The organism is Thiothrix sp. UBA5583 (assembly GCA_002425225.1).
Taxonomy (GTDB): domain Bacteria; phylum Pseudomonadota; class Gammaproteobacteria; order Thiotrichales; family Thiotrichaceae; genus Thiothrix; species Thiothrix moscowensis.
In genome coordinates this window covers 1-25,747 of record DILV01000026.1, presented here as the reverse complement: position 1 = coordinate 25,747, position 25,747 = coordinate 1, and the positions used below count along the sequence as shown (strand labels likewise).

At 53.3% G+C, this 25,747-nt stretch carries 29 protein-coding genes and 1 pseudogene; 14 read left to right on the top strand and 16 right to left on the bottom strand.

Going from position 1 to position 25,747, the window contains the following annotated elements:
• Positions 1–13 precede the first annotated feature (13 nt).
• A complete protein-coding gene (locus B2U47_RS08885; RefSeq protein ID WP_296679739.1) occupies positions 14–1,438 on the bottom strand; it encodes a hypothetical protein in 1,425 nt (474 codons plus the stop codon).
• Between the two features lie 129 nt (positions 1,439–1,567).
• Here B2U47_RS08885 and B2U47_RS08880 point away from each other — a divergent pair, with 129 nt between their 5' ends.
• Positions 1,568–3,079 (top strand): S1C family serine protease, encoded by a 1,512-nt coding sequence (locus tag B2U47_RS08880; RefSeq protein WP_296679741.1) that lies wholly within the window; start codon positions 1,568–1,570, stop codon positions 3,077–3,079.
• A gap of 4 nt (positions 3,080–3,083) precedes the next feature.
• Here the strand turns inward: B2U47_RS08880 and B2U47_RS08875 are convergent, their stop codons facing one another.
• From B2U47_RS08875 to B2U47_RS08855, 5 genes are read right to left on the bottom strand one after another with little or no spacing between them, the layout of a single operon-like run.
• Positions 3,084–5,519 (bottom strand): AsmA family protein, encoded by a 2,436-nt coding sequence (locus tag B2U47_RS08875; protein WP_296679743.1) that lies wholly within the window; start codon positions 5,517–5,519, stop codon positions 3,084–3,086.
• 9 nt (positions 5,520–5,528) lie between these two features.
• Positions 5,529–5,921 carry an RNA-binding S4 domain-containing protein gene (locus B2U47_RS08870; protein WP_296679745.1) on the bottom strand — a complete coding sequence of 131 codons (393 nt, stop codon included), beginning with the start codon at positions 5,919–5,921 and terminating at the stop codon, positions 5,529–5,531.
• Positions 5,897–6,364 (bottom strand): YcgN family cysteine cluster protein, encoded by a 468-nt coding sequence (locus B2U47_RS08865; RefSeq protein WP_296679747.1) that lies wholly within the window; start codon positions 6,362–6,364, stop codon positions 5,897–5,899. Before B2U47_RS08865 ends, B2U47_RS08870 begins: the two co-directional genes overlap by 25 nt.
• Positions 6,354–7,019, bottom strand: a complete 666-nt coding sequence (locus tag B2U47_RS08860) for a hypothetical protein (protein ID WP_296679749.1) — start codon at positions 7,017–7,019, stop codon at positions 6,354–6,356. The genes B2U47_RS08865 and B2U47_RS08860 overlap by 11 nt, the downstream gene beginning before the upstream one ends.
• Positions 7,020–7,066: 47 nt before the next feature.
• Positions 7,067–7,972: a LysR substrate-binding domain-containing protein gene (locus B2U47_RS08855; protein ID WP_296679750.1), complete on the bottom strand. Its 906-nt coding sequence runs from the start codon at positions 7,970–7,972 to the stop codon at positions 7,067–7,069.
• Between the two features lie 106 nt (positions 7,973–8,078).
• On the opposite strand from B2U47_RS08855, the gene B2U47_RS08850 reads away from it, so the two are divergent.
• Together B2U47_RS08850 and B2U47_RS08845 are read left to right on the top strand one after the other, a co-directional pair.
• Positions 8,079–8,963, top strand: a complete 885-nt coding sequence (locus tag B2U47_RS08850) for a hypothetical protein (RefSeq protein ID WP_296679752.1) — start codon at positions 8,079–8,081, stop codon at positions 8,961–8,963.
• 136 nt (positions 8,964–9,099) lie between these two features.
• A complete protein-coding gene (locus B2U47_RS08845; protein WP_296679753.1) occupies positions 9,100–9,306 on the top strand; it encodes a YgaP family membrane protein in 207 nt (68 codons plus the stop codon).
• A 1-nt stretch (position 9,307) separates the two neighbouring features.
• On the opposite strand, the gene B2U47_RS08840 is transcribed toward B2U47_RS08845, so the two are convergent.
• The gene (locus tag B2U47_RS08840; protein WP_296679755.1) at positions 9,308–10,897 is read right to left on the bottom strand and encodes a sensor histidine kinase; all 1,590 of its coding nucleotides are present in this window, start codon (positions 10,895–10,897) and stop codon (positions 9,308–9,310) included.
• 234 nt (positions 10,898–11,131) lie between these two features.
• Between B2U47_RS08840 and B2U47_RS08835 the strand changes: the two genes are divergently transcribed.
• Both B2U47_RS08835 and B2U47_RS08830 read left to right on the top strand, forming a co-directional pair.
• On the top strand, positions 11,132–11,335 hold the full coding sequence (locus B2U47_RS08835) for a hypothetical protein (protein WP_296688327.1): 204 nt from the start codon (positions 11,132–11,134) through the stop codon (positions 11,333–11,335).
• A 2-nt stretch (positions 11,336–11,337) separates the two neighbouring features.
• Positions 11,338–11,535 carry a hypothetical protein gene (locus tag B2U47_RS08830; protein ID WP_296679760.1) on the top strand — a complete coding sequence of 66 codons (198 nt, stop codon included), beginning with the start codon at positions 11,338–11,340 and terminating at the stop codon, positions 11,533–11,535.
• A 126-nt stretch (positions 11,536–11,661) separates the two neighbouring features.
• Here B2U47_RS08830 and B2U47_RS08825 read toward each other — a convergent pair whose 3' ends face one another.
• From B2U47_RS08825 to B2U47_RS08810, 4 genes are read right to left on the bottom strand one after another with little or no spacing between them, the layout of a single operon-like run.
• Entirely contained in the window at positions 11,662–11,850 is a 189-nt protein-coding gene (locus B2U47_RS08825) for a hypothetical protein (RefSeq protein ID WP_296679762.1), read from the bottom strand.
• On the bottom strand, positions 11,851–12,750 hold the full coding sequence (rsgA, locus tag B2U47_RS08820; RefSeq protein ID WP_296679765.1) for a ribosome small subunit-dependent GTPase A: 900 nt from the start codon (positions 12,748–12,750) through the stop codon (positions 11,851–11,853).
• 46 nt (positions 12,751–12,796) lie between these two features.
• Positions 12,797–13,132, bottom strand: coding sequence for a hypothetical protein (locus B2U47_RS08815; RefSeq protein WP_296679767.1), 336 nt, complete (start codon positions 13,130–13,132; stop codon positions 12,797–12,799).
• A gap of 13 nt (positions 13,133–13,145) precedes the next feature.
• The gene (locus B2U47_RS08810; protein ID WP_296679769.1) at positions 13,146–14,387 is read right to left on the bottom strand and encodes a M48 family metallopeptidase; all 1,242 of its coding nucleotides are present in this window, start codon (positions 14,385–14,387) and stop codon (positions 13,146–13,148) included.
• A gap of 65 nt (positions 14,388–14,452) precedes the next feature.
• Between B2U47_RS08810 and orn the strand changes: the two genes are divergently transcribed.
• On the top strand, positions 14,453–14,998 hold the full coding sequence (orn, locus tag B2U47_RS08805) for an oligoribonuclease (protein WP_296679771.1): 546 nt from the start codon (positions 14,453–14,455) through the stop codon (positions 14,996–14,998).
• Here the strand turns inward: orn and gloB are convergent.
• Entirely contained in the window at positions 14,995–15,774 is a 780-nt protein-coding gene (gene gloB, locus B2U47_RS08800) for a hydroxyacylglutathione hydrolase (protein ID WP_296679773.1), read from the bottom strand. The two genes, orn and gloB, sit on opposite strands and share 4 nt — an antisense overlap.
• A gap of 92 nt (positions 15,775–15,866) precedes the next feature.
• On the opposite strand from gloB, the gene gmk reads away from it, so the two are divergent.
• Both gmk and B2U47_RS08790 read left to right on the top strand, forming a co-directional pair.
• Complete coding sequence (gene gmk, locus B2U47_RS08795; protein ID WP_296679776.1) at positions 15,867–16,487, top strand: guanylate kinase; 621 nt, start codon at positions 15,867–15,869, stop codon at positions 16,485–16,487.
• Positions 16,487–16,990: a PaaI family thioesterase gene (locus tag B2U47_RS08790; RefSeq protein ID WP_296679778.1), complete on the top strand. Its 504-nt coding sequence runs from the start codon at positions 16,487–16,489 to the stop codon at positions 16,988–16,990. Before gmk ends, B2U47_RS08790 begins: the two co-directional genes overlap by 1 nt.
• Before the next feature lie 15 nt (positions 16,991–17,005).
• Here B2U47_RS08790 and B2U47_RS08785 read toward each other — a convergent pair whose 3' ends face one another.
• Together B2U47_RS08785 and rluB are read right to left on the bottom strand one after the other, a co-directional pair.
• Complete coding sequence (locus B2U47_RS08785) at positions 17,006–17,680, bottom strand: hypothetical protein (protein WP_296679780.1); 675 nt, start codon at positions 17,678–17,680, stop codon at positions 17,006–17,008.
• A 201-nt stretch (positions 17,681–17,881) separates the two neighbouring features.
• Complete coding sequence (gene rluB / locus B2U47_RS08780; protein ID WP_296679782.1) at positions 17,882–18,796, bottom strand: 23S rRNA pseudouridine(2605) synthase RluB; 915 nt, start codon at positions 18,794–18,796, stop codon at positions 17,882–17,884.
• 51 nt (positions 18,797–18,847) lie between these two features.
• On the opposite strand from rluB, the gene B2U47_RS08775 reads away from it, so the two are divergent.
• The 4 genes from B2U47_RS08775 (at position 18,848) to B2U47_RS08760 (ending at position 22,436) form a co-directional block, all read left to right on the top strand.
• Positions 18,848–20,650 (top strand): ABCB family ABC transporter ATP-binding protein/permease, encoded by a 1,803-nt coding sequence (locus tag B2U47_RS08775; protein WP_296679811.1) that lies wholly within the window; start codon positions 18,848–18,850, stop codon positions 20,648–20,650.
• Positions 20,651–20,773: 123 nt separating this feature from the next.
• On the top strand, positions 20,774–21,016 hold the full coding sequence (locus B2U47_RS08770; RefSeq protein WP_296679783.1) for an antitoxin: 243 nt from the start codon (positions 20,774–20,776) through the stop codon (positions 21,014–21,016).
• The gene (vapC, locus tag B2U47_RS08765; protein WP_296679785.1) at positions 21,016–21,414 is read left to right on the top strand and encodes a type II toxin-antitoxin system tRNA(fMet)-specific endonuclease VapC; all 399 of its coding nucleotides are present in this window, start codon (positions 21,016–21,018) and stop codon (positions 21,412–21,414) included. The genes B2U47_RS08770 and vapC overlap by 1 nt, the downstream gene beginning before the upstream one ends.
• An 11-nt stretch (positions 21,415–21,425) precedes the next feature.
• Complete coding sequence (locus tag B2U47_RS08760; RefSeq protein ID WP_296679788.1) at positions 21,426–22,436, top strand: DNA cytosine methyltransferase; 1,011 nt, start codon at positions 21,426–21,428, stop codon at positions 22,434–22,436.
• On the opposite strand, the gene B2U47_RS08755 is transcribed toward B2U47_RS08760, so the two are convergent.
• Entirely contained in the window at positions 22,433–23,110 is a 678-nt protein-coding gene (locus B2U47_RS08755) for an HNH endonuclease (RefSeq protein WP_296679789.1), read from the bottom strand. The genes B2U47_RS08760 and B2U47_RS08755 overlap by 4 nt on opposite strands.
• A gap of 171 nt (positions 23,111–23,281) precedes the next feature.
• Positions 23,282–23,956 (bottom strand): annotated as a pseudogene (locus B2U47_RS08750) (YgiQ family radical SAM protein); the annotation flags it as partial.
• A gap of 102 nt (positions 23,957–24,058) precedes the next feature.
• On the opposite strand from B2U47_RS08750, the gene B2U47_RS08745 reads away from it, so the two are divergent.
• The gene (locus B2U47_RS08745) at positions 24,059–25,453 is read left to right on the top strand and encodes an ATP-binding protein (protein WP_296679791.1); all 1,395 of its coding nucleotides are present in this window, start codon (positions 24,059–24,061) and stop codon (positions 25,451–25,453) included.
• Between the two features lie 40 nt (positions 25,454–25,493).
• A partial coding sequence (locus B2U47_RS08740; protein WP_296688325.1) for a hypothetical protein occupies positions 25,494–25,747 on the top strand: 254 nt, incomplete at its 3' end.

The following is a 25,747-nucleotide window of genomic DNA, read 5'->3' as shown; positions in this document are numbered from 1 at the left end:
AACGCGGGTGGGCTTATGCCTGCCCTGCTTCCCGCGCCATCCATTTGGCGAGTGCCTGAATACAGAAATTATGCAAGTCAGGGCTGTGCTGCACCAACTCCAGAATACTGACATGGCGTTGCATCTGCGCGGCTGTCTGCGCCTGCTCTACCCTTGCTAGCAGATTGGCGGAACCCGGCAACAACTCCCCTACCCGTTTCAACCAGAGTGCCATTTCCGTTTCCAGCCCGGCGTAGCGGCTAATCAGCTCGCCCAGAGTCATGGTCTGCAATTGCCGCTTGTATTCGCGCATGGGGAAATTACTCAGATTTACATCACCATTCATCTTGTCGCGGGCTTGCACCATACTGCGCTGATCCTGGATGTGCCGATACGGATTCGCGCCACTGGCAATGTCCCCGCCGATATTGATGTCGCCGTAACCGTACAAATCCTCATCAGCAGCTACTACCGACAAAATCCACACATTGCCGGTCGCCAGATTGCCGCCCAGCCGGATCGGGTTGAGTTGCACTGTCACCAGATCGCCGCGCTGGTCGCGGTTGCCTTCGATATGGTTATATTGCCCGACCAGACCGTTGAGGGTGATTTTGTGGTCTGACTGGGTATTGATAGTGTTGAAGGTAATGGTGAGGTTGCGAAAGATGCCATCCGAACCAAAAATGCCCTGCAACTTGCCTGCCGACTGGATACGGTTGCCGGTAATGAACAGCTTTTCCAACTCACCGGCAGCGAACTGGTTGGCTGGAATCAACTGGATGGCATCACGGTGCGCCATTTCCGCCAGATTGTTGGTCTGCCCGTAGGCGGTATCCAGAATGGTGTCACGGATCGTATTGCCGCTGATTTGCTGGTTGCTGGTGCGCACATGAATGGCATCAGCAGTAAACGGTTCGTCCAGCGTTTCCCCTGTCGGCGGGGTTTCAATGTCGGTACGGCGTAGCGTGCTTTTGTAAACCGGCTGGTTTGGCTGGGGTTGCGGTGTTGATTGTTGCAGTTCCTTGGCGCGTTGTTCCAGGGTATCAGCATCTGCCTTGAGCTTTGTCGCCATACCCTGGTACTCGGCAAGCCGCCCCCTCCAGACTCCCAACAGGTTGTCACAGTCGGCAATCTGCGTATTCAGGTAGGCCAGGCGGGGATGGGCTTCAGCATTAACCGGTGGCGGAGTGGCAGACTGTTTGTTGCCGGAAGAACCCGCAAACAGGCAACCGGAAGGCTCCTTAGCCTGGGCAGGCGGCACTTCTACCGAAGGAATCACCAGCCCAGCAGCAGATGGATTGGTGGCAATGTATTGCTCACGCTCCTGCAACAAGCTGGCACGTCTGGTCTGTTGCTGGCTGAGGTATTCTTGTGCCTTGTCAGCCTTAAGCTGCATGTCCTGCGCCTGGGTACGCAACGCCTGTGCCTTGCCCAGTAGATTTTGCACGGTTTCGCTCATGATGAAGCCCCCTTAAACCACAGCCCTGATGTTTACGATAACCCTAAACGTAGACCATTTATCGTATTTCTGCGGAAATTTTGTATTAGACTATTTACACACCAACTTCCCTCAACTGAGCTGTAACGTATGAACCGTATCCTGAGTGGCTTGCTGCGCCCTGTTTTGCCCCTGCTGGCTTGCTTGCTGGCAACAATCCCTGCCCTGTTGCTGGCTGAGAGTAGCAACGCCCACAATGATGTGGAAACCAGCATCGTCAAGGTGCATGTCACCAGCAAAAGCCACGAAAGTGCTTCGCCGTGGAATTCCAGCATTGTCAGTTCTACTGGCTCAGGTTTCATCATTGAAGGCAATCGCATCCTGACCAATGCCCATGTGGTGGCAGACCAAACCTTCATTGAAGTGCAGCGCGATGGCGAATCCAAACGCTACCAGGCGGAGGTAGAAGCGGTAGCACATATCACTGACCTGGCTGTCCTCAAGGTCAAGGACAGCAGTTTCTTTGCCCACAGCCGCTCCTTGCCGCTGGGCGATTTACCGGAAGTGCATCAGGAAATTGCGGTGTACGGTTATCCGGTTGGGGGCGACAGCCTCAGCATTACCAAGGGTATCGTGTCACGCATCGAATTCCAGACTTATGCCCACAGCGGCCTGTCAATGCAAGCCATCCAGGTTGATGCAGCCATCAATTTCGGCAACAGCGGTGGCCCAGCCATTTCCAACGGCAAAGTGGTCGGGGTCGCCATGCAAGTTAGCGGTGCAGATGATGAGAACATCGGCTACATCATCCCGGTCACGATGGTAAAACGCTTCCTCACCGACATTGCCGATGGCAAGCTGGATGGTCTGCCGGAACTCTCCCTCTATACCGAGGAATTACTCAACCCAACCCTGAAAAAACATTACCAGCTTACCGATGAACAATCCGGTGTGCTTGTCACCAAGGTGTGCGCCAACACACCGACCGAAAGTGTCATCCAGCCCTACGACGTGATTACCCACATCGACGGCAAAAAGATCGAAGACAACGGCATGACCATTCTCACTCCCAAAAAACAGATCAACTACCTGTATCACGTTGATTTACATCAGGTGGGTGGCTCCCTCAAACTCGACATTGTACGGGCGGGCAAACCCATGCAAGTGGCCGTACCGCTGACCAAAACAGCAGAAAGCGTTTACAACCACTACGACAAAACACCGGTGTATTTCGTCTATGGCGGCTTTGTTTTCAGTGCAATGGAACGCAAGGACTACTGCCTGTCCCGCAAGGATTTCGACAAACAGGAACGCAAGGACATCAAGGAATACGCCAAGGTGGTGAAAGTGCTGGCTTCCCCCGACAACATCGGCTTTCATGACACCAACGGTTTTTACATCGACAAGCTCAACGGCAAGGAATTCAACACCTTCAAGGAATTCTTCACCCTGCTGAAAACCGACAAGTCGCCTTCCATCCTGCTGGAAGACAACAGCGGTAAACAGCTTGCCATCAATCGCCAGCAAGCCGAAAGCGGGCATCAGGCATTGCTCGACAAATACCTGATCCAGAAACCGCAGTCGGATGACGTGGCGAAATGGGAAGCGGAGCTGGGGCAAACGCAGCGACAAGCGGCAACTGAGGGCGGGAAAGCCCTGTAACCGGCTAGAACAACCCCTTCAACTTGTTCTTCAACTCATCCTCCAACTTCTGTTTGAGCTGATCTTCGACGCTGCCAGCCCCTTGAACGGGGTCGGCAGCACCAGAAGAGGATGAGCCACCCAACTGTTTCTGCAATTCGTCTTGCAGGCGCTGTTCCAGCTTGTCCTTTTCAGCCTGAAGTTTATCCTGGAGCTTGGCTTTTTCCGCATCGACCTTTTGCTTGAGGGCATCAAGCTGCTTTTGCTTTTCGGCTTCCAGTTGTTCCTGCAATTTGGCCTTTTCCTTGTTGAGTTCGCGTTTGGCAAGCTCTTTGAGCAGCACATCCAGCTCCAGCCCATAACTGAGGTTTTTCCACGGGCCGTGAATGTGTAGCGGGGCAAACAGCCCTTCCGGCTTGTCAGGCTTAGGCTTTTCACCAACCCGCAGTTTGACGTTCAGTAATTCGTCGACGATGTTCACATCCCCTGCACCTTTAATCTGAAAATGCGGAGCCGTCATGATGTTTTCGTCGGTATGGAAGGTGCCTTGCCGCACCTGCCAGTTGCCGCCCAATGTGGTGAAAGCCACTTCCTTTTCACCCAGTTCGTTGACGCGCTCTTTTTCAAACAGCCTGACCACTTCCTTGGTTTTTTGTGCAAAACCAGCATCGCGGATCGTGCCATCTTTCAGGGTAACACCAATATTGCCGTTGAGATTGCGCTTGAAAGCGGCGGCATCACCCGCTACCGATGTCAGGTCGGCGTTCAGATCCAGTGCGCCGGTCACGAGTCGATCCTGTGTCAGGGCAAAAAACAGTTCTTCAGTACGCAAGGCACTGGTTTTATGGTTCATTTTCAACGCAGGCGGCGTCTGCTGTGTGTTGATCTGGATATTGCCCTGATAACCACCCTTGAACAGAGTTCCGCGTGGGGTCAAGGTAAGAATGCCATTCGCCATCTGTACCCCCAGCAGTGCATTCTGCAATACGAATGGCGGGTACTGGAGAGCAGCCGCCTTGAACTCGCCATCCAGCACCAGCGCTGCCATTGGGTCACGGATTTGTAAACGACCCGCCAACTGGTGCTTCAGCAAGGTCAGGCTGGTTTGCGGCAGATCAATCACGCCCTTACCACTGCCCCAGTTGAGGTTCAGTTCCCCCTTGCCCTGTTGCTGCAAACTGCCACCGGGCAACTTGTCACCTTGCAAGTTGGTGGTCAGTTGCAAACCGCCGATACTGAGTTGCTGCTGCGCCAACTGCACACGGGTAGAGCCGCTGGCCTGGATAGTGGCCGTCTGCATCGGCAAGGAACCGCCCTGAGTATTGGCCTGAAGTTGCATCCCATCAATTTTGAGCAGCTTGCTGGCCAAATCCAGATGGGTATCCCCCGTCAGATTGAGGTCGACCTGCCCGGCACTTGCATGAGTGAATTTGCCCTGCAAGCGCATCCCACCGATGCTGAGTGCATCCTGTGCCAGATTGGCCTGCATCCGCCCGCTCAGTTGCACATTGCCGCTCTGTGGCAATTGAACCTGTGCCTGCAAATCAGGCATGAAATACTGCTGCGCCCCAGTTTCACCGCGCAGTGTACCTTTCACATCCGCATGGAGATTGCCTTGTGCCTTGCTGGCGACATCCACCGCTGCCACCAGCCCACTGAAAGCCAGTGCCTTGCTGGACAAATTGCCATTCACATCCGCCGTCAGGCTCATACTCAGGGTATCGCCTGCCTCCGGTTTGTTTGCCAGTTGCGCCTTGAGTTGAAGGTCAGACAGGCTAAAATCTTCCCGATTGTCCGCCAGCTTGGCAGTGGTGGAACCATCCAGTGTCACATCCAGTGGCGGGGAGTTCTGTTGCAGGCGAGTTGCCAGCGTGATGTTGACTGGCTTGTTGGGGCGTAATGTACCGGTTTTGAGGTCAAGCGGGGCAAGCGTCAGGTTTTGCCCGTTAAGCCCATCCTGCCAGCGGATTTGTGAATCCTGCACGCTGATGCCCGCAATCATGAAATTGCCCAACAACCGCGCAATCACTTGCCCCACATCATCGTTTTGCTGGTTGGAAGCAGCGGGCAGCAAATCCGCCCAGTTGGTATTGCCCTGCTGGTTGCGTTGCAGGTTGAAATTCAAGCCTTGCAGGGTCACTTCATTGACGCGCAACTGTTGTTGCAGCAGCGGCATGAGCTGGACGGAAACCCGCGCCTTGTCAGCCGCCGCGAAGGTTTCGCCTTTGAAACCGGCAACATTACCCAGACTGACTTTGCCCAATTGCAAGGCAATATCCGGGTAAACCGACAGGCCGATGTCACCCTGGATGTCGAGATCGCGCCCGGTTTGCGCTTTGACCAGTGACACGATGTCAGGCTTGTAGCGGTTGGCATCGAAGGTGAGGATGAAAACAACCAGCGCTGCCAACACAACCAACATGATAGCCAGCAGCCATGCAAATGGACGGAAAACAGCCATTTCACCCTCCTACCAGGTTTGCTTGAATGCGTCGATCAACCTGCGTTCACGTTTATCGGGCTTGCGCACCTTGATGTTGACACCGTGCAAACGGCGTTCCTCAATCACGGCTTCGCGCTGCTCACGGTGATAATCGGATTCCTCGTACAACAAACGGGCTTCTGTGGCAGGGCGTCGTTGCTCATTCAAGCCCTTGACTGTCACTACCCAGGTTTCAAAACCTTTCTTGATGCGAATTTTGTCGCCGGGGCGCACTTGTCGCGCCGGTTTCACCCGCTCGTCGTTGACATGCACATGCCCGCCCTCGACAGCTTCCACTGCCAGCGGGCGGGTTTTGAAGAAACGCGCTGCCCACAACCATTTGTCGAGGCGTTGACTTACAGCTTCCGCTTCAGTGGCCATGAAACGACCCGTTCCTCCCAGTCTGCTTCGCCCACCTCAGCGGCATAGGTAAAACGCCCGGTAATGGATTGTTGCAGGCGGTGGATACTCTGCTTGTCACCGGATACCAGATGATGCCATGACGGCAGGTTTTTGCCTTCATACAGCAAACGGTAAGCACAACTGGGGGGCATCCAGTAAAGCTGGTCGAGATTATCCGGGGTCAGGCGCAGGCACTCAGGAACGAGAGTTTCACGATTGTGGTAGTCCTTGCACTGGCAGGTTGAGCCATCCAACAGGTCGCAAGCCACGTCGGTGTAATAGACCGTGCCGTCCTCCTCGTCTTCCAGCTTGATCAGACAACATTTGGCGCAGTGGTCACACAGGCTTTCCCACTCCGCCATGTTCATCTCCGCCAGCGGTTTCTGTTTCCACCACGGCTGTTTGCGGGTATCAGTCGGCATTCTTGGGCTTGGCCTCCAGCAGTTCCTGTTTCAGAGCAGGATAAAGCGCAGGGGTGGTGTAGTAAAGGATTTCACCACCGTTAACATCCAACATGATTGCCAGTCCTTGTTGGGGGTAAAACCAGAATTCCACGCCGGTCTTGGTGGCAGGCAAGCGTTCCGCAGGCTCACCGAACCGGGCAGCAACGACTTCCGACTCATAATTGATGGAAGGCAGGTAAACCAGCTTGCTCACAACTAACCCGTTGGCAATGGTCTGGTTAGCCTCCGACAGGGTATGTTTCCATTGCCCGCTAGCCATGCCTTCACGCTTGCTGGCTTCATTCTGGAATTTGTCGAACATCGCATCATCGGCTTGCAACTCGGCAATGAGCTTGGCTTCAAACAGGCCGATACGCTGCTTGCCGAAGTAGGCTTCCAGTGTGCGCTTGCGGCTTTCGTGCGCAAACACCGCTACTTCCGGGAAGTTGCGGAAATATTCAATCATGTCCTTGAGGGTAGATTTACCTACCTCCATGTGGAACACCTGCGGGTTGCCTTCCGCACTGATATTTATTTGCCACGGCAGATCTTCGGGAGGCTGGGCGGATTGATCGCAAGCGATCATGCTGATGCCAAGCATTAGAGCAAGCAAGCTACTGCGGATAGATTTCATGGAAAAGCCTTCACGTTGCAATGAGCTGCAATCATATAGTCTCACGCTCAGGCATACCACTCTTCGCTTTCGCCCTGTTCAACCAGCAAATCCACCATTTCCATGATGTATTGCTTGAGGTATTTGTTTTTCAGCCAGGCTACACGGGTAGTAGACACTGGGAACAGGTGTGACAAATCCCGCAGGGTCAGGTCGTCGTCGTGGATGTGGGAATAGGCCATTTTGGCAATGATGCCCGCACCAAACCCAAGCCGCACGTAGCTGATGATAACGTCAGTGTCGGTGGCGGCAAACGTCACATCCAGATTCAGCCCGGCGTTACGGAAAGTTTCATGGATTTTGGAACGCCCGGTAAAACCAAAGATATAGGTCAGCACCGGATATTGGGCGATACGTTCCAGCGTGAGCTTGCCGTCAGATAACGGATGCCCGTCCGGCAGCACCAGCCCGTGGTTCCAGTCGTAACACTTGCGGCTATCCAGTGCAGAATCATTACCCAGCTCCTCGGTACATACCGCAATATCGGCCTTGCCGTCGTGCAGCATCCGTACCAGTTCCACTGGCGTACCTTGCAGGAAATGGATGGCAACATCCGGGTAACGCTGGCGAAATTCCAGCATCACTTCCGGCAGGAAATACTTGGCCTGGGTGTGGGTGGTGGCAATGCGGATTTCGCCACGGGTTTGCAGGCGATAATCGTCCGCCACCGCACGGATGTTTTCCATCGCCTGCTCAATACGGTCGAGTTCCTGCACAATGGCTCTACACACCGGGGTTGACTCCACCAATCGTTTCCCCTTGCGCTCGAACAACTGCATCCCCAGTTCCTCTTCCAGCAAGCCCAGTTGACGGCTGACGGCAGATTGCACGATGTAATGCTGATCGGCTGCTCGCGACACATTCATGCCATTGTTGAGCAGCGTCTTCAGCAAACGTAACTGGAACAGCTTCATAGCTTATCTCATATTTAGATATTCATATCGAATTATAGCGTTTTTCATTATTAAAGTGATACTGCATACTCGCCTCCATTGAATGAATTAGCGGAGGGAAACCTCGATGAGTATTCTGCACAAAATCCTGAACACCAGTGAAATCAGCACACTGGAACTGCTACTCAACGGCGCGTTTGAGCCTTTGCGCGGCTACCTGAATCAGGCTGACCATGTAAGTGTTTTGCAACGCAGCCGTCTGGCAAGTGGTCATCTGTGGCCCCTGCCGCTGGTACTGCCTCTCACTGCGACTGAAAAACGTGAAGCTCAACTGAGCGGGCGGATTGTGCTGGTTGACGCGGCAGAGCGCCGTGCGGTTGCCGAAGTGACCGTTGACAGTTTTTACCGCCTGCCCAATGACGTGGTAGAGCTGGCAGAAGCCATTGACCCGACCCGTACAGCGGATACCTGGTATGCCAGTGGCACAGTACAGCCTTTGCAGAAAATACTGCACCCGGCTTTCAACAGCATCCGCTTCAATGTCCCTACCCTGCGCCAGCATTTACAGGGCTGGAAAAGCATTGTTGCCGTGCAAGCCGCCCCGGAACTGGATCCCGCCGATCTGGAACAAGCGTGCGAATGGCTGACAGCCACTGAGGTAGGCGGCGGCTTACTGGTACAAGTCGGTGCAGATGAAACTGCCCCTGATTTCCACGAGCAAATGCGCAAACTGCGTAGCCAAGCCAAGTGTAATGCTGCCCGTCAGGTCAAACTGTCGCTGCTGCCTTGCGTAAAAGGGTTGGGTGAAAGCCGCTGCCTGCTGCTGCAAGCACTGGTTAGCCGCAATTACGGCGCAACCGGCTTCGTGATCGGGCGCAGCATCAGCCGTGAAGCCCGCCGCTGGCTGCAACAATACCGTGATGAAATCGGTCTTGAGCTGATTTCTGGGTTCCTCAAGCGTAACCGCCCCACCAAACCAGCGGTACGCCATCCACTTTGTGAAGTCGCCTGAAACATACCTGCCTCTCTTCAGGTGCGATCCGGTGCGGGCCTTTGGCCCGCATTTTTTTGCGTTTATTAATAAATACTAATATACTCATCGCAACAAAACCGTTAACCTGACCACCCACATAAAAGAGGAATACACCATGAGTATTGACCGCGTTGTACTGGCTTTCGCTGGCGGCATGATCCTGTTCGCGCTGCTGCTCGGCTATATCGGTTTCCCTACCGTTAGCGTCATCCTGCTAGCGTTTGTTGGCCTGAACCTGCTGCAATCTGCATTCACTGGCTTCTGCCCACTGGCTATCGTCCTGAAAAAACTGGGCTTCCAGTCAGGCTGCGCTTTCAACTAAGCTAAATCTTGCCGATAGGCAGGGTGAATGAAAACGTTGCACCCTGCCCCGGTTCCGATACTACCCACAATTGTCCGCCGTGGGATTCCACAATCGAGCGACATAATGACAGGCCGATTCCCATCCCTTTCGCCCCTTTGGTAGTGACGAAAGCGTCAAATACCCGCTGTCTCAGTTCTTCATCCATCCCAGGCCCTGTATCGGTAATATCGACTTGCACCTCAGCACCCTGCGGGTAACACCGTACCACCACCTGCCGCCGATGGGCATCCGCAGCCCTGACAGCATCAAGCGCATTTTGTACGATATTGAGAATAACCTGCTCAATCTGGATAGCATCCACATAAACATCCGGCATGTTGTTATCCAATTCCAGCAGAATCGGCACACCATGCTTGACTGACTCTCCCTTGAGCAACATCAGGCCGTCATGAATCAGGTCATGCAAATCGACCCTGGCTTTATTCGGTTGCTGCTTGCGCACAAACTCACGCAAACGCCGGATAATTTCTGAGGCACGTACTGCCTGCTTCTGGATACCCCCCAACGGTTCCAGCAAACGTTTGCTGTCCTGCTGACCTGCATGGATGAAACGCTGGCAAGCACTGGCATAATTGGCAATGGCAGTTAGTGGCTGGTTGATTTCGTGGGCAATACCGGAAGCCATTTCCCCCATGCTGTTGAGCCGTGCCATGTGAGCAAGGTCAGCCTGATGCTGGCGGGAAACATCTTCTGCCTGTTCGCGCAGGGCTTCCGCCTTGTCCAGCCGGAAAGCCAGCCGGATCACAATCACAATAACCCCCAGTACCATCATGGTAGCCAGCAGTGGCACAAATTCCCGGTGAGGCAAACCTGCCAGCCCCAGCAGGATCGGCAACCAGCCCAGCACCGGGGGAAACAGAGCCATCAACAGCATGACCTTGCGCATGACCAAACCGCCTGCACGGGCGCTGACCATGATGCTGAACAGGCCATTTTCCACCTTTGCCAAAATAATGCCCCAGCCCAATAGGGAAAAAGCGGTTGCAGTATGCAACGCCATATCCAGCTTCAGGGTAAATAGGGGCTCCTGATGGGCATAGCCGAAAAAGACCATTACCAGCAACATCACGCTTGCAAGCGCCATCAATTGTGCCAACTTGATCAAAGACTGCCGCTCCAGACTCAGCAGCAACAGAGCAACACTCGTCATGATGAAAGCCACGGCAATCAACGGTGAACCTGCCGAAGCAGCAAAACCATGCAATCCCAACCAGATCAAACCTTGCTGAAGCACATAAGCGGGTATTGCGTGCAGAGGGCTAAGCAGCATCAGCAAACCAACTAGGATACCGCCTGCTGCCAATACTTGTGCAACTGCCAAACGGAAGGGTGCAGGGTTGGCAGGCTGCAACAATAGCAACGCACCACCGGCAAACACAAAAGAAAAGGCTGTGGCGGGCGTCATGGGCGGCAAACCCGGAGCAATGCTGTACAGGGCTGGCAGATTGTTTACCCAACCAAACAGTACCATACCGCCCAACAGCATCACGCCGATAGCAGACAGGAAGGAAAGCCGATGCAAAAAACGCAAGATTTCAACGTTCAACATGCTGCTGGATGCATTCCGAAAAGTCCGAAGTACGCGGTGTATTTTACATTACCCCCCGAACAATCCCAAACCTTTGGGAAAAACGGTAGCAATTATCGACAAACTGACCACCATCTGTCTGTCCCTACCCAAAAACACTTGATAACCATGAGTACAAATTCATATTGCAATTGAACAGGATAGCAGAAATAATGCACACAACACTTTAAAAACAACAAGTGCGGGAGAACAATGATGACAACAATCCAGACGAGCAAACAGGGCGAACCCGTCCCAGCACATAGCGACCTGAACGAGCGGGAACTCTACCGTCGTGGGCGCAGGGGTGATGCCAGTGTCAGTGACCATCCTTTCGGCAAGGCAGGCTACCGTTATTACCAGATCGAACAAGCACAACGGCTCAGTCATACCCAGGCCGGAGAATACCAGCCGCGCTAGTCATGGATGAACATCTCAAAATTGCCGTTATCCTGTTGATTGCGGCTATCCTGATTGCTGCCATCGGCTCATGGGCTATCGCTTTTACCTGTGGCTACCTCGTGGCAACCCTTGTACAGTCACCCGGTATTGACAGGCAACGTATCCGACAAAAGCTGGTAACATTCTGGCATTCATTAACTTCCAGCAAAACAGAATAAACTTGTATCCTGCCGCCTCCACATAGACAGGCGGGTGAGAATAAAATAATCATGTCTCATAACCATCATCAAACCGGACTGCCTACGCTCGGCTTCACCTTCCACTACCTGCGACTGATACGCTGGCTACCGCTGGGGTTGTTTGCGGGAATAGCGCTGGCTGACAGCCTGCTGCAATACCAGCATGGATTGAACACTAACTGGCTGTTTGTCGGCATCTGTTTGCTGGCAGGCATACTGCTGTTCCAGCTCGGCAATATCCTTTGCTATCAGGAATACCGCAACCAGCAATTGTACCGGCAGCGAAAAGGCCAATCACAAACCGGCAAGCAAACCCAGATAGCGGCTGAAACGCCGTGCCGGAATTTCGCCTGCGCTTACCGCAGCTTTAATCGCGCAGCCCGGCTCATGCTGGTGGGTGCAGTTGTTGAAGCGGCATTCACCGAGAAACGGCGCGAACTCGGGGAAACCGCGTTCCAGTGCAGCAAAATCCAGCCCCGTCAAACCAAAGTCACGCACACCCGGCGAATCAATCAGCGTGCCGCCTGACGGCAGGCGGTACAAGGTGGCAGAAGTGGTAGTATGACGCCCCTCCCCGGTATCTGCCACTGCCCCGACCCGAATATCCTCTTCCGGCAATAGCTGGACAGCGATGGAAGATTTCCCCACACCCGACTGCCCTACCACAATGGCAGTCCGCTCATTGATTGCTCGCAGAATCTCGCCAACACCTTCATTTTGCGCTGCCGACACATGCAGGATGGGCAAACCGATACGCTGGAACTCTTCCAGACAGGCTTCATCTTCCGCTGTAGCGTGACTCGCCCGCAGATCGGCCTTATTCATCACCAGCAGCACATCAGCAGACAAACGGCGGGCGGCAATCAGGTAACGATCGAGCATGTCCCATAGCGGCGCTGGCTGCCAAGCTGTTACCACCACCAGCAAGTTAATGTTGGCGGCAATGGCACGAGGCTTGCCCCGGAAATCGGGTCGCTCCAGCACATTGTGACGTGGCAGGATCCGGGTAACAGCCGCATTGCCTTGCGCTTGCCGTTCCCATTGCACCTGATCACCACAAGCAAGATGGTCGAGCTTGCGCCGCGCAGTACAACGCAGCAAACCGTCAGGGGTTTCAACCAGAAGATCGGCACCGAAGCGGGTAATGACCTGCCCGATGCCGGAGGATGGAGGTAAAGATAAGTGTTCCGTCATGGATGCCTATTCTGACGGAAAACGTGACGTTTGCGTAGCGCAAACCTCACTGGGCAGCCGGAGTATTACCTGCTGCGGGTACAGCACCCGTGTTGGCAGCCGGAGCCGCAAACTTGTAGTAGGTTTTATTGAGGTAAGCGACCACATCCAGGATTTCATCGTCATACCAATTGGTAGGGAGATTGGCATCACACCGGCGCACCTGACTTTCCAGTTCAGCAAGGCTTTTCACCTTGCGGTCAGGGCGCGAAAATACCTCCGTACCGTGACAGTTGAGACATTGGGAGGCCGCAAACAGTTTTTGCCCGTTAACCGGATCAGGCGCTGCCCAAGCAGACTGAACCAGCAACAAGGCGCTCATGACAAACAAAACAGCTTTCATTTCACTACTCTTCTCAGGATCGTTGTTGTAAATGCGCAATCCGTATCGCTGCGGGCGGATGCGAATCATAAAACGCAGAATACAGCGGATCAGGTGTCAATGTACTCGCGTTCTCCCTGTAAAGACCTACCAAGGCGGCAATCAGTTCCGCACTGCTGGATTGTTCCGCTGCAAACGCATCGGCTTCAAACTCGTGCTTGCGTGACCACCAGGCCATTAACGGGCCGATGAAAAAGGTGAATATCGGGCTAACCAGTACAAACAGAACCAGCGCCATCCACGTTGACGGTTGACTGACCCCCAGCGAAGTATAAAACCATGCCTGCTGCATCAGCCACGCCAGCAGGGCAAAACCTGCCAGTGTCATACTAATGGAAAGCACCATGCCCTTGAGGATGTGCTTGCGCTTGAAATGCCCCAGCTCATGCGCCAACACCGCTTCTACTTGCGCAGGCGTCAGGTGTTTGAGCAAGGTATCGAAAAACACGATGCGTTTGTTTTTGCCAAAGCCAGTGAAATAGGCATTGCCATGCGCAGAACGACGAGAGCCATCCATCACGAACACCCCTTTGCTGTTGAAGCCGGTACGTGTCAGCAAGGCATTCAAACGCTCTGCCACTTCCCCCTCTTCCAGTGGGCTGAACTTGTTGAACAGGGGGGCGATGAACTTCGGGTACGCCCAAGTCATCAGCAGGGAAAAAGCCGTCAGGGCAGCCCAGGCGTATAACCACCAGCCGCTTCCAGCAGATTCCATCAACCACAGGATCAACATCACTAGCGGCACACCGATTAACAAGGTCAGGGCAGTCCCTTTCAGCAGGTCGGTCACAAACATGACCGGAGTCATCTTGTTGAAACCGAAGCGCTCTTCCAGCACAAAGGTACGGTACAACGACACGGGTATTTCCAGCAGACTGCCAATCAGCATCAGACTGATAATGACCGCCGTGCCGGTATACAACTCGCTCCAGCCCATGCTGCGCCACAGTTTGTCCAGCCAATCTAGCCCGCCACCCAGCGTCCAGACCAGCAGGATTACCAGCCCCAACAACAAGTCAATGCGCCCCACACTGCCTTTTGCCAGCGTATAATCGGCGGCTTTCTGGTGTTCTGCCAATGTTACCTTGCCTGCAAATGGGTCGGGTACGGCACTGCGGTGCTGGCTGACGTGCTGTTTCTGCCGCAGCGACAAGTACACTTGCACCAGCGTGGAAGCCAGTAAAAAAGCGAGAAAGAGGTAGGTAAATGTGTGCATGATATTTCTGTTACTATTCCGAATTCCGTCAAAGTCTAAGCAAGTGTAACCCAAGCAGCAATTTTATGAGTGAAAACAAGGAAAATCTGATCTGGATCGACCTGGAAATGACAGGTCTGGACAGTTTCAACGATGTCATCATCGAAATCGCCACCCTCGTCACCGACAAGCACCTGAATGTGCTGGCGGAAGGGCCGGTCATCGCCATCCACCAAAATGAGGCCATCCTCGCCAAAATGGATGACTGGAACCAGAAACAACATGGCGGTTCCGGCCTCGTGACCCGCATCAAAGCCAGCGCCTGGAATGAGCGACAGGCTGAGCTAGCAACGCTCGAATTCCTGCGACAACATGTGCCTGCTGGCATATCCCCCATGTGCGGCAACAGCATCTGTCAGGATCGTCGCTTCCTTGCCCGCCACATGCCGGAGCTGGAAAAGTTTTTCCATTACCGCAACCTAGATGTCAGCACGCTGAAAGAGCTTGCCAACCGCTGGGTTCCCGGCCTGACTGACAAATTCAAGAAGGAATCAAAACATCTGGCGATGGACGACATCCGCGATTCCATCGACGAACTGAAATTCTACCGGGAGCATTTCATCCGGCTTTAATCGTATTCGCTATCTTTCCAGATACGCAATACGGCAAAAACGTCGGCAGGTGTGTGCGTTGCCCGTCCGGCAATTTCCTCGGCACGGGCAATCACTTCCGGGATGTGGGTACGCAGGAACGGGTTGGTGTCGAATTCACGCCCCAGTTCAAACGGTACGGTAGCACGCCCGGAATCCAGCAATTCCCAGCATTCTTCCAGACGCGCATCCAGAGCCGGGTTATCCGGCTCCACCCATTTGGCGAAACCGATGTTGTCGACCGTGTATTCGTGGGTGCAATACACCAGCGTGTCGGCTGGCAATTGTGCAATACGGTGCAGGGAATGGTGCAAGTCTTCCAGCGTGCCGTCGAATACCCGCCCGCAACCGTTGCCGAACAGGGTATCACCACAAAACAGGCTGCCCTCGCCATAATAGGCAATGTGACCAGCGGTGTGCCCCGGCACGTCCAGCACCTCGAAACTGAGGCCAAGCTGTTCCAGATGCACCTGTTGCCCTTCCCCCAAGGCACGGGTGATGTGCGGGATCATTTCACTGGCGGGGCCATAGACCGGCAAACCGGGGTACGCTTCCAGCAGGGTATCAATGCCACCGACATGATCACGGTGATGGTGGGTAATCAGGATGGCAAGCGGCTGCATATCACGGCTTTGCAATTCTGCCAGTACGGGCGCAGCATCACCGGGGTCAACGATGGCAACCTGCTTGCGCTCTTCATTGCTGATGAGCCAGATATAGTTGTCTGTGAACGCGGGTACGGGGATCACCTGCATCATACGGCACACCTCTCTCGATTTCTTGCATTTCAAGAATAATGCACGAGCCTCTATAATCGCATATTTGCCAGTGAATCGGGGCGGATTTTCAGATGAACCAACCAACAGGCCAGCTTTATATCGTGTCAGCCCCGTCAGGTGCAGGCAAATCCAGTTTACTGAATGCCTTGCGCGGACGTTTGGCAGATGTGGCGGTATCCGTGTCACACACCACCCGCCAGCCGCGACCAGGTGAACAGGATGGTGTGCATTACCATTTCACCAACGTGGACAACTTCCGCCAACAGATTGCTGACAACAATTTCCTCGAATACGCACAAGTCTTTGACAATTTCTACGGCACTTCCCGCCTAGCGGTGGATGCGCAACTGGCTACCGGTCAAGATGTCATCCTCGAAATCGACTGGCAGGGTGCTCATCAGGTGCGGGAACGCGCCAGCAGCGTTGTCAGCATTTTCATCCTGCCCCCCAGCGTGACGGCCTTGCGCGAACGTCTGCAAGGGCGCGGGCAAGACAGCGAGGAAACCATCCAGCGGCGGATGCGGGATGCGCAAAGCGAAATGTCGCATTACCCCGAATACGATTATCTGGTCATCAATGATGATTTCAATACGGCGCTGGACGATTTGCTCAGCATCTTCCACAGCGAACGCCTGCAACGGGCACGCCAGCAACAGCAGCATCAGGCACTGCTAGACGCTTTGCTCGCCTGATGGCTTTCAACGTCGTCAAATTTTCCCGCCGCTGGCTGAAATTCCTGCCGGATAGCCGTCGGCTGGAGCTTTACCCGCCGTGGTGGATGATGCGTATCAAGGTGCTGAAGCTGGAAAACGACTGGCGGCACATCCGTATCCGCCTACCGCTAACCTGGGCTTCGCGCAACATGGGCGGCAGCATGTTCGGCGGCTTTCAGGCATCGCTGGCTGACCCGATTGCCCCGCTGGCGTGTGCGAAAGTGTTCCCGGCATATCACGTGTGGACACGCCATCTGAGTGTGGATTTTGTGCGCCCCGGCATTACCGACATGGAATTGCGCTTTGATTTCCCGCCGGAAAAGGAAGTGGCAATCCGGGAGGAACTGGCGCGGCGCGGGCGCAGCACCCCGAGTTTTGAGTATGGTTTGTACGACAGCCATGGGCGGCTGTGTACCAAAGTGGTGTGCGTGGTGGCGATACGTCCGTCAGGGTATTTGAAGTCGGTGGGGTCGGCGACGTAACAGGAATTAGCCATTTCATGGGGAACTGGCAGTAGCATCCTTGGCTGTGATCAGCAGATTGGGGGTCTCATCATGCTCGACTAGCCAGTTCTGGGTGAAGGCAGATTGCCCCATACTCGCCCATTTTTCCGACGGGATACGCTCAAAGTCGATGCTGGCAGAGTAAATGTTAGTGGCAATATTTTTCACGTATTTGACCACCTCCTTGCCGTTGACCATTTCACCGTAACGATGTCCGACACCGTGATTGATATTGGCAATAACTTCACTGGTGTTGTTGGTATCTACGCCGTCAAGGGATGCACGCAAAATGTCATAAGAGCGCTGTTGTGACAAGGCAAGCAATTTGGGAATGGTATGATAATCGCCACGCACAGTATTGTCAGAGTCATCCGCCGAACGCCCTTCCAACAAATGGGAAATGATCACAGTCGGGTATTTCAGGTTCGGTTTCTGAATCACGTCCACGATGGTATTCAACCGGGTTTCCTCGGGCATTGTCTGCCTTACGGCACTTTCAATACGGTTTTTTTGCATGGCGGGAAGCTGCACGATTGTACCCGCCTGCTGCTGGCGTTGCGGCAAAGGTTGAGGCATCTGTTGAGCGGCTGACTGGGTATTGGGGTTAACGCTGCCCGCGTTGCTGTCAGCCGTTTTTGCTGCACTGGAAACGCAGCCATTCAAAAGCAAGGTAAAAACCAAAACACAGGGGAGCAACCCTTTGTGGCAGGATATTTTCATCACAATACAGCCCTTGTCAGTCGTTGAGAAAGAAAATGACACTGGTTGTTATAGATCAGGATCTTGCTTTGTGCAAACAGAATGACAGATACGGATTAAGAAACCGGAACCTGCCATCGCCAGATTTTGTTTTCCCACCCGATATTGAGGTTAGCGTGTCCGCCCTCTCGGTGGTGGACGCTTTCCTGCACCTGCCGGACGCGCTGTCTTTCCAGCAGGACGTGGCTCAGGCTTGCTACCCAGCGACGGCTTCTGCCGATGTACCGCAGTTGCAGACCGTGATGCTGGCTTGCGTGCCAAGTTCGGCTTGAAGTCGGAACCATCGTCAAACGTCATGCCCACGGTAGCATACAGCTTGCGCAGCTCCCTTACATCCAGTTCCTTGTGATGCCCGGTGCGCAGGAAGCGCGGCAGTTCCACCGTGCCGTACCGGATACGGATCAGGCGGCTGACTTTCACCCCTTGCGATTCCCACAGACGGCGCACTTCGCGGTTGCGGCCCTCCGCCAGTACCACGTGATACCAGTGGTTGGCTCCTTCACCACCGGCATCCTTGATGCGCAGGAAATTGGCTTTGCCGTCTTCCAACTCCACCCCTTCCTGCAAGGCGATCAGCATTTCTGGCTCGACCTTACCCAGCACCCGCACCGCGTATTCACGTTCCACTTCGGAAGACGGATGCATCAGCTTGTTGGCAAGCTCGCCATCGGTGGTGAACAGCAGCAGACCGTCGGTATTGATGTCGAGCCGCCCCACCATGATCCAGCGCCCGGCACGGATGCTGGGTAAGGCTTCAAACACGGTCTTGCGGCCTTCGGTATCGCTTTGGGTACAGACTTCACCCGCAGGCTTGTTGTACATCAGCACTTTTGGGGTGGCATTCAAGCGGGAACCAAGATACAGGCGTTGCCCGCGCAAGCTGATCTGGTCGCGTTCGTCGACCGATTGTCCGGCTTCGGCAGGCCGCCCGTTAACAAGGATTTCGCCTGCTTCCACCAGGCGCTCGATTTCGCGGCGTGAACCGTAACCGGCACGCGAGAGGATTTTCTGGATGCGTTCTTTCATGAATGGGATATTATCACGACCTCAGTAAAAAAGGATGCGCCCGCTAACATGATGGTCTCACGCACCGAACGCCCGACCGGCGACCGCCGCGACTGGCACAACCTCAAATCCATGCTGCCCTTCCTGTGGGAATACCGTGGGCGTGCGTTATTTGCGCTGGCTTGCCTGATTTTGTCGAAAGTGGCGAATGTCAGCGTTCCCGTGGTACTAAAAGACATCGTGGACAATTTGCAAGGCAAACCGGAACAGTTGCTGGTACTGCCGGTGATCCTGCTGCTGGGCTACGGCTTGTTACGGCTGGCGAGTGCGCTGTTCAACGAATTACGCGACACAGTGTTCGCGCGGGTACGTTACCACGCGATGCGCAAGCTGTCGGTGCGGGTGCTGGAACATTTGCACAACCTGTCGCTGCGTTTCCACCTCGAACGCAAAACCGGCGCAATCAGCCGCGATCTGGAACGTGGCACATCATCGGTGAGTACCCTGATGAATTTCATGGTGTTCAGCATTATCCCGATTGCGGTGGAATTCGGGTTGGTCGCTGTGATTCTGCTTGGCAATTATTCGCCGGTATTCGCGCTGATTACCTTTGCTACCGTAGCGGTGTATGTCATTTTCACCGTCAAGATTACCGAATGGCGCATGGATCACCGCCACGCCATGAACCGTTTCGATTCGCAAGCCAGCAATCAGGCGGTGGATAGCCTGATCAATTACGAAACTGTCAAATATTTCAATAATGAAAAGCTGGAACTGGAACGCTACAACAGCACGCTGGGACAATGGGAAGAATCCGCCGTCAAAAGCCAGACTTCGATGTCGATCCTGAATTTCGGGCAATCGTCGATCATTGCGGTTGGCGTTACCCTCATCATGTTTTTTGCCGCGAATGCTGTGGTCACGGGGGAAATGAGCATCGGCGATCTGGTGATGGTGAATGCCTTCCTGCTGCAACTGTTTCTGCCCTTGGGGACACTGGGCATTGTCTACCGACAGGTGAAATACACGCTGGCAGACATGGACATGGTGTTCCGCCTGCTAGAAACCCCGCAGGAGGTCAGGGATGCACCGGATGCGCTGGAATTGCAGGTCAAACAGGGCGTAATCCATTTCGAGAACGTTGATTTCGCCTATCAGCCAGAGCGCCCGATTTTGCACGGGGTCAGTTTCAGCGTACCTGCCGGGGCGAAAGTGGCGGTGGTGGGGCATAGCGGCGCGGGCAAATCCACCCTGTCGCGCTTGCTGTACCGATTCTACGAAGTGACGGGGGGACGCATCCTGATTGATGGGCAGGATATTGCCCAAGCTACCCAAGCCAGTTTGCGCAAGACGATTGGCATCGTGCCGCAGGATACCGTGCTGTTCAATGACAGCATCCGTTACAACCTGCAATACGGCAACCCGCACGCGACTCAGGCCGAGCTGGAACGGGCAGCGGACATGGCACACATCCGTCATTTCATCGACAGCCTGCCGGATGGCTGGGATACCATGGTCGGCGAACGCGGCCTGAAACTGTCGGGTGGGGAAAAACAGCGGGTAGCGATTGCCCGTGCTATCCTCAAGCAACCCCCGATCCTGATTTTCGATGAAGCCACGTCTTCACTGGACAGTGCTACTGAACAGGCCATCCAGCAAACCCTGCACGAAGTCGCAGGACATCACACCACCCTGATGATTGCCCACCGGCTTTCCACCATTGTTGATGCTGACCGGATTCTGGTGATGGATGGCGGCAAGGTGGTGGAACAGGGGACTCATGCAGAATTGCTCACGTTGGGCGGACAGTATCATCGGATGTGGGAGTTGCAACTCAGGGAGAAAACGGTCGGTGAGGATGGGACAGATCCTTGAAGAAGATGGAGAAATTACACCCAACTCTCCTGCCGCAAAGTATATGCAGAGATTCAAGGCTTTACGGTATGACAAACGGCGTTTATATTTATGTATATACAGGTCTCGTAAAGGAGCTTCACCATGATGCAAGCCACTCTCGCTAAAGTTTTCACCAGCGGTAACAGCCAAGCCATCCGTTTGCCTAAACAATTCAGGCTGGATGTCAAAGAGGTATTTATTCGCTGGAGTGGCAATAACCTTCTTATCATGCCTCACCCGGATTCGTGGGAAGGTTTCATGCAAGGTTGCACGGGGTTCAGCGATGATTTCAGTATCAACAGTGACGCATTGCCCGCCGATGTTGAACGCTGTGGGTTTTACTGATGCTGTACATGCCGGATACCAACGCCTGCATCGGCATTATCAACAACAAGCCAGCACAATTGCGGCAAAAGCTGTTTCAGGTCGCGGTTGAGCAGGTCGCCATTTCGCAGATGGTATTGTATGAACTGGAATACGGTATCTGCCGTTCACAGCATCAGCGACGTAACCGCGACAACCTCAATAATTTCCTCAAATACATTCAAGTGCTGGATTGGGGCGAAGAGCAATCGCAAGAAGCGGCGTTGGTGCGCTGTGAATTAATGCAGTTGGGGCAACCGATTGGGCATTATGATACCTTGATTGCCGCTCATGCCCGTTCGGTGAATGCGACGTTGGTGACGCATAATGTCCGCGAGTTTGAGCGGGTACAGGGGTTGTTGTTGGAGGATTGGGAGTGAACGCCCGAACGATGAAAAGCGAATATACCTCTATCGAATTGTGCGCCGGAGCAGGTGGACAGGCACTTGGTTTACACTTGGCAGGTTTCCAGCATCAGCTTTTGATGGATATAGACAAGCCAGCGTGTCAGACACTCAAACATAACAATGCCTTACATGGCTTGGGTTGGGGTGAAATCGTCGAAGGCTGCATAGAAGAATTCGCCACATATTCCTCTCACCAATACAAGGGCATTGATCTGGTTGCGGGTGGCGTCCCTTGCCCACCTTTTTCAACAGCAGGTAAGCAACTTGGCAAGCAGGATGAACGGGATTTGTTTCCTGCTGCATTAAATATTGTGAAAAACACTCAGCCAAAAGCTGTCATGTTGGAAAATGTGGCTGGTTTGCTGGATGTAAAATTTGATACCTATCGCGCTGAAATTGAATCCCGATTGGAGCGCATGGGGTATAAAATTTTCTGGAAATTGCTCAATGCTTGTAATTTTGGCGTACCTCAATTGCGTCCACGGGTCATTCTGGTGGCGTTAAAAGCGGAGTTTGCGGGGTACTTTGCGTGGCCTGATGGCAGTATTACTCCTCCGACAGTTGGTGAAGCCCTGTATGACTTGATGGCCTCACAAGGCTGGGAATATGCGGCAGAGTGGAAACAAAAGGCTAACAAGATTGCCCCTACTCTGGTTGGTGGCTCTAAAAAACATGGTGGACCTGATCTCGGCCCAACCCGTGCCAGACGCGCATGGCAGGCTTTGCACGTAAACGGTAATCTTGTCGGGGAACATCCACCAGAAAAGGGTTTTGTCGGCTACAAAAATAAGGTTGGCTACGAATACATGCCGTTATTGACAGTGAGGATGGCTGCCAGAATCCAAGGTTTCCCTGATTGGTGGGAGTTTTACGGCAAGAAAACGCCAGCTTATAGACAAGTAGGTAATGCTTTGCCACCACCTGTGGCGGAAGCGGTTGGCAGACAAATTATTTATGCGCTTGATATGGCGAATAGCAGCCGCTTGGCCGCTTAGTTTTTTTCCCACTTGTCCAGATACTCATTAGCCGCAGACTCTATGATTTGGTCGCAGCTTTTGCCCGTCCGGTTTGCGTATCTGGTCACTCTTTTTAGGGTTTGTTCACTGATCGAAAACATGGCTCGTACCCCATGTTTTTCAGGGAAAGCCCAAGAACAGGTTTGGCAATCCAGCGAACACCCCTCACACGCTCGGCGTTTGCCAACATTGCAGTTATTGCACATGGGTTGCCAGTTATGGAGTTCGTTGCCGCCACCACGCGAGAGCGGTACTTTGTGATCGGCTTGCAAACCTCTGACACCGGGTTGGATATGCACGCCACAGGTGACGCAGGTGAAACCATTGTCTTGAAATAGCTTGTGTTTCTGACTTTGGGTCAAATACTCACGGTCTTGCGCATCAGCCAGTTTTGGAGAACGGATGCGCCATGCGTGACCGGAAAATGCGTCAAGGTAAGTCGTTTCAATATCGCATCCCAGTTGGTCGCGGAGTTCTCTGGTGCGACGGTCAAAGTATTTCTGTCCTGTCAGTTCCAGTAGTTCGGCAGAAGATACCCAAGGTTTTGGGAAACTGTCAGATTCATTACCCCACAGTCGCCGGATGATTTTTTCTTTTACATCACTGATTTTCTTACGGTCGTTCAGCAATTGGAGGTAATTGTCTACGCTCATAACAGCCCTGATGAATTGTTGTCAGGACGATAATACTACGCTTGTTGGATGATTAGCCATTTAACATCCACGCTTGGGTTTGCTGGCTGGCTTAGGTTTTCCTCCTATGCCTGCCCGTGGCTTCGGCGGCAACCCCGTATGCTGCGTGAGGATTTTCCCACCCTGCAACTTACCCGCATTCGGTTTGGCAACCGCGACAGGTTTCTGTTCCGGCGCGATTTTTAAATAGCCGCCGACGTGGTGCGTGACCAACTCCTTGATGTATCCGGGGTCTTTGACCGCCAAATCGTAACGCAAGCCCTAACCAATCAAGACCTTTTTAATGCCCGGTAAATTACGTGCAGTGCGGTACAGTTCTTTTAACGCGGCGTGGTCGGTGTTGAGGTTTTGGCAAATATCGGGGTAAACGCAGGCGGGTTTGCGGCAGGTGGCTTCGATCTTCGGGTCTTTGCAGGCGAGGCGGTACATATTGGCGGTGGGGCCGCCGAGGTCGGAAATCACCCCGGTGAAACCCGGCACTTTGTCGCGGATTTCTTCGACTTCGCGGATGATGGATTCCTGCGAACGGTTCTGGATAATGCGCCCTTCGTGTTCAGTGATGGAATAGAAGGTGCAGCCGCCGAAGCAGCCGCATATGATGTTGACCGAGAAACGGATCATCTCATACGCGGGGATGCGTCCGCCGTTGTACGACGTGTGCGGCAGGCGGGCGTAAGGCAACCCGAACACGAAATCCATTTCCGGCGTGGTCAGCGGGATCGGCGGCGGGTTGATCCACACCTCCACCGTGCCGTATTTTTGCACCAAAGCGCAGGCGTTGCCGGGGTTGGTTGCCAAGTTAAACAGCAAAACACACCATTATAATCATTGCCATATTATTGAAACACACCCATAAAATAATAATCCATGTTATATTCCTGTATAGGTAACAATGGATCAGGCTCGATCATGCAACGTCATCAGCTCCACTTCCTTGAAAACTGGTTACAGAAGAAAAACAGAAAACCGCTGATTATCAGAGGTGCTCGCCAAGTCGGAAAATCAACTCTGGTTGAGCTGTTTGCTAGACAGGGTGGACATAATCTGCATAACGTCAACCTGGAGCGTTTCCCGGAACTGGCTGACGTATTCGCTGGCAAGAACCCGGAACAGATCATGGCGCAGATCGAATTTTTACCCGGTATGCCTTTGGTCAATGAAAAGCCATTACTGTTTCTGGATGAGATTCAGGCAGTACCACAGGCTATTCCAGCCTTGCGCTATTTTTATGAGGATATGCCTGAGCTTCCCGTTGTCAGCGCGGGGTCACTGCTGGAATTTGCCCTGAGTGAGCATCAGTTTTCCATGCCGGTTGGGCGTGTTCAGTACCTGCATATGGGGCCAATGCGCTTTAGTGAATTTCTGTTGGCTATTGGGGAAGCCAAACTGGCCGAATTCATCCTGAATTATCAATACGGCGACAGCGTGGCTGACATCGCCCACAAACGCTTGCTGGAACTGCTGCGTAGCTACTATTTTGTCGGTGGAATGCCTGAGGCGGTCGCGGTATTTGCCGATACCAAGAGTTATCGTGAGGTCAGCGATGTGCATAATTCCATCATTGATACCTATCGGGAAGACTTCCCCAAATATGCAGGCTCGCGCAATCTTGTGCGCATGTTGAACGTCTTCAATTTCGCTGCCAGAAATGTGGGCGTGAAGGTTAAGTATGCCAATATTTCGGCGCAGGATCAGAGCGCAACCCTGAAAAAAGACCTAGAGTTATTAGCGATGGCACGGGTTATCAGCAAAGTCGTGCACAGCCATTGTTCTGGTTTGCCGTTACAGGCTGATATTGAAGAAAAAGTTTTCAAACTACTGTTTCTGGATGTGGGTTTGATGAACGCCATCAGCGGCCTGAACTGGCGCGTGCTTTCCCAACTGGATGAAATGAAACTGATCAATGAAGGGGCTATTGCCGAGCAGTTTATCGGTCAGCACCTGCAAGGCATTCTGGCGGATACACCGAACCGTGAACTGACCTACTGGCTGCGGGAAGGCCGTGCGTGCAATGCGGAAGTGGACTTTGTGATTGCCTTGCAAGGGCAGATTTTACCGGTAGAAATCAAGGCGGGTGCTACCGGCAGCATGAAATCCCTGCATCAGTTTATGGGGGAAAAGGGGCAATCACTGGCAATCCGTTTTGATGCCAACTTGCCGGACGATTTTGAGGTTAGCACCACCATCCGTAAGGGCGATACCACCAGGGATGTGCATTACCGGCTACTATCCATGCCGGTGTATCTGGTGGAAAGGCTGGATGAGATCGTTGCATCCTGCCTAGAAAAGCGGGTAGTTTCTTGAAGGGATATGATCCATCGGGGCATGACAAATAAGGACTATCATGGCTAGTGTAGGACGTTTATGGAAGATCATGCCAAATAAGTACTTGTTTGTTACATGTACAATAATTTGGACGCTCTCTATTTCCATTAACGTGGTTGATAAGGTTTATTTTAGTGGAATATTTATTATGCCGCTTGCGGTTGCTGGCGGTGTGCTAACTATTTGGTTACTATCTTTATGGTTCATTAAGGCAGTAACTTTTTCTAGTGGAATGACTTCTTATATTCCATTTTGGCTCATTATGTGTTTCGG

Coding starts and splice junctions, on each gene's coding strand:
- B2U47_RS08835 (WP_296688327.1), top strand. CDS start 11,132: ATGACAACAATCCAGACGAGCAAACAGGGCGAACCCGTCCCAGCACAT.
- B2U47_RS08770 (WP_296679783.1), top strand. CDS start 20,774: ATGATGCAAGCCACTCTCGCTAAAGTTTTCACCAGCGGTAACAGCCAA.
- B2U47_RS08855 (WP_296679750.1), bottom strand. CDS start 7,972: ATGAAGCTGTTCCAGTTACGTTTGCTGAAGACGCTGCTCAACAATGGC.
- B2U47_RS08885 (WP_296679739.1), bottom strand. CDS start 1,438: ATGAGCGAAACCGTGCAAAATCTACTGGGCAAGGCACAGGCGTTGCGT.
- B2U47_RS08865 (WP_296679747.1), bottom strand. CDS start 6,364: ATGCCGACTGATACCCGCAAACAGCCGTGGTGGAAACAGAAACCGCTG.
- B2U47_RS08790 (WP_296679778.1), top strand. CDS start 16,487: ATGGCTTTCAACGTCGTCAAATTTTCCCGCCGCTGGCTGAAATTCCTG.
- B2U47_RS08880 (WP_296679741.1), top strand. CDS start 1,568: ATGAACCGTATCCTGAGTGGCTTGCTGCGCCCTGTTTTGCCCCTGCTG.
- B2U47_RS08875 (WP_296679743.1), bottom strand. CDS start 5,519: ATGGCTGTTTTCCGTCCATTTGCATGGCTGCTGGCTATCATGTTGGTT.
- B2U47_RS08830 (WP_296679760.1), top strand. CDS start 11,338: ATGGATGAACATCTCAAAATTGCCGTTATCCTGTTGATTGCGGCTATC.
- B2U47_RS08760 (WP_296679788.1), top strand. CDS start 21,426: ATGAAAAGCGAATATACCTCTATCGAATTGTGCGCCGGAGCAGGTGGA.
- B2U47_RS08775 (WP_296679811.1), top strand. CDS start 18,848: ATGGTCTCACGCACCGAACGCCCGACCGGCGACCGCCGCGACTGGCAC.
- B2U47_RS08860 (WP_296679749.1), bottom strand. CDS start 7,019: ATGAAATCTATCCGCAGTAGCTTGCTTGCTCTAATGCTTGGCATCAGC.
- B2U47_RS08840 (WP_296679755.1), bottom strand. CDS start 10,897: ATGTTGAACGTTGAAATCTTGCGTTTTTTGCATCGGCTTTCCTTCCTG.
- B2U47_RS08845 (WP_296679753.1), top strand. CDS start 9,100: ATGAGTATTGACCGCGTTGTACTGGCTTTCGCTGGCGGCATGATCCTG.
- B2U47_RS08850 (WP_296679752.1), top strand. CDS start 8,079: ATGAGTATTCTGCACAAAATCCTGAACACCAGTGAAATCAGCACACTG.
- B2U47_RS08815 (WP_296679767.1), bottom strand. CDS start 13,132: ATGAAAGCTGTTTTGTTTGTCATGAGCGCCTTGTTGCTGGTTCAGTCT.
- rluB (WP_296679782.1), bottom strand. CDS start 18,796: ATGAAAGAACGCATCCAGAAAATCCTCTCGCGTGCCGGTTACGGTTCA.
- gmk (WP_296679776.1), top strand. CDS start 15,867: ATGAACCAACCAACAGGCCAGCTTTATATCGTGTCAGCCCCGTCAGGT.
- vapC (WP_296679785.1), top strand. CDS start 21,016: ATGCTGTACATGCCGGATACCAACGCCTGCATCGGCATTATCAACAAC.
- B2U47_RS08745 (WP_296679791.1), top strand. CDS start 24,059: ATGCAACGTCATCAGCTCCACTTCCTTGAAAACTGGTTACAGAAGAAA.
- B2U47_RS08810 (WP_296679769.1), bottom strand. CDS start 14,387: ATGCACACATTTACCTACCTCTTTCTCGCTTTTTTACTGGCTTCCACG.
- rsgA (WP_296679765.1), bottom strand. CDS start 12,750: ATGACGGAACACTTATCTTTACCTCCATCCTCCGGCATCGGGCAGGTC.
- gloB (WP_296679773.1), bottom strand. CDS start 15,774: ATGATGCAGGTGATCCCCGTACCCGCGTTCACAGACAACTATATCTGG.
- orn (WP_296679771.1), top strand. CDS start 14,453: ATGAGTGAAAACAAGGAAAATCTGATCTGGATCGACCTGGAAATGACA.
- B2U47_RS08870 (WP_296679745.1), bottom strand. CDS start 5,921: ATGGCCACTGAAGCGGAAGCTGTAAGTCAACGCCTCGACAAATGGTTG.
- B2U47_RS08755 (WP_296679789.1), bottom strand. CDS start 23,110: ATGAGCGTAGACAATTACCTCCAATTGCTGAACGACCGTAAGAAAATC.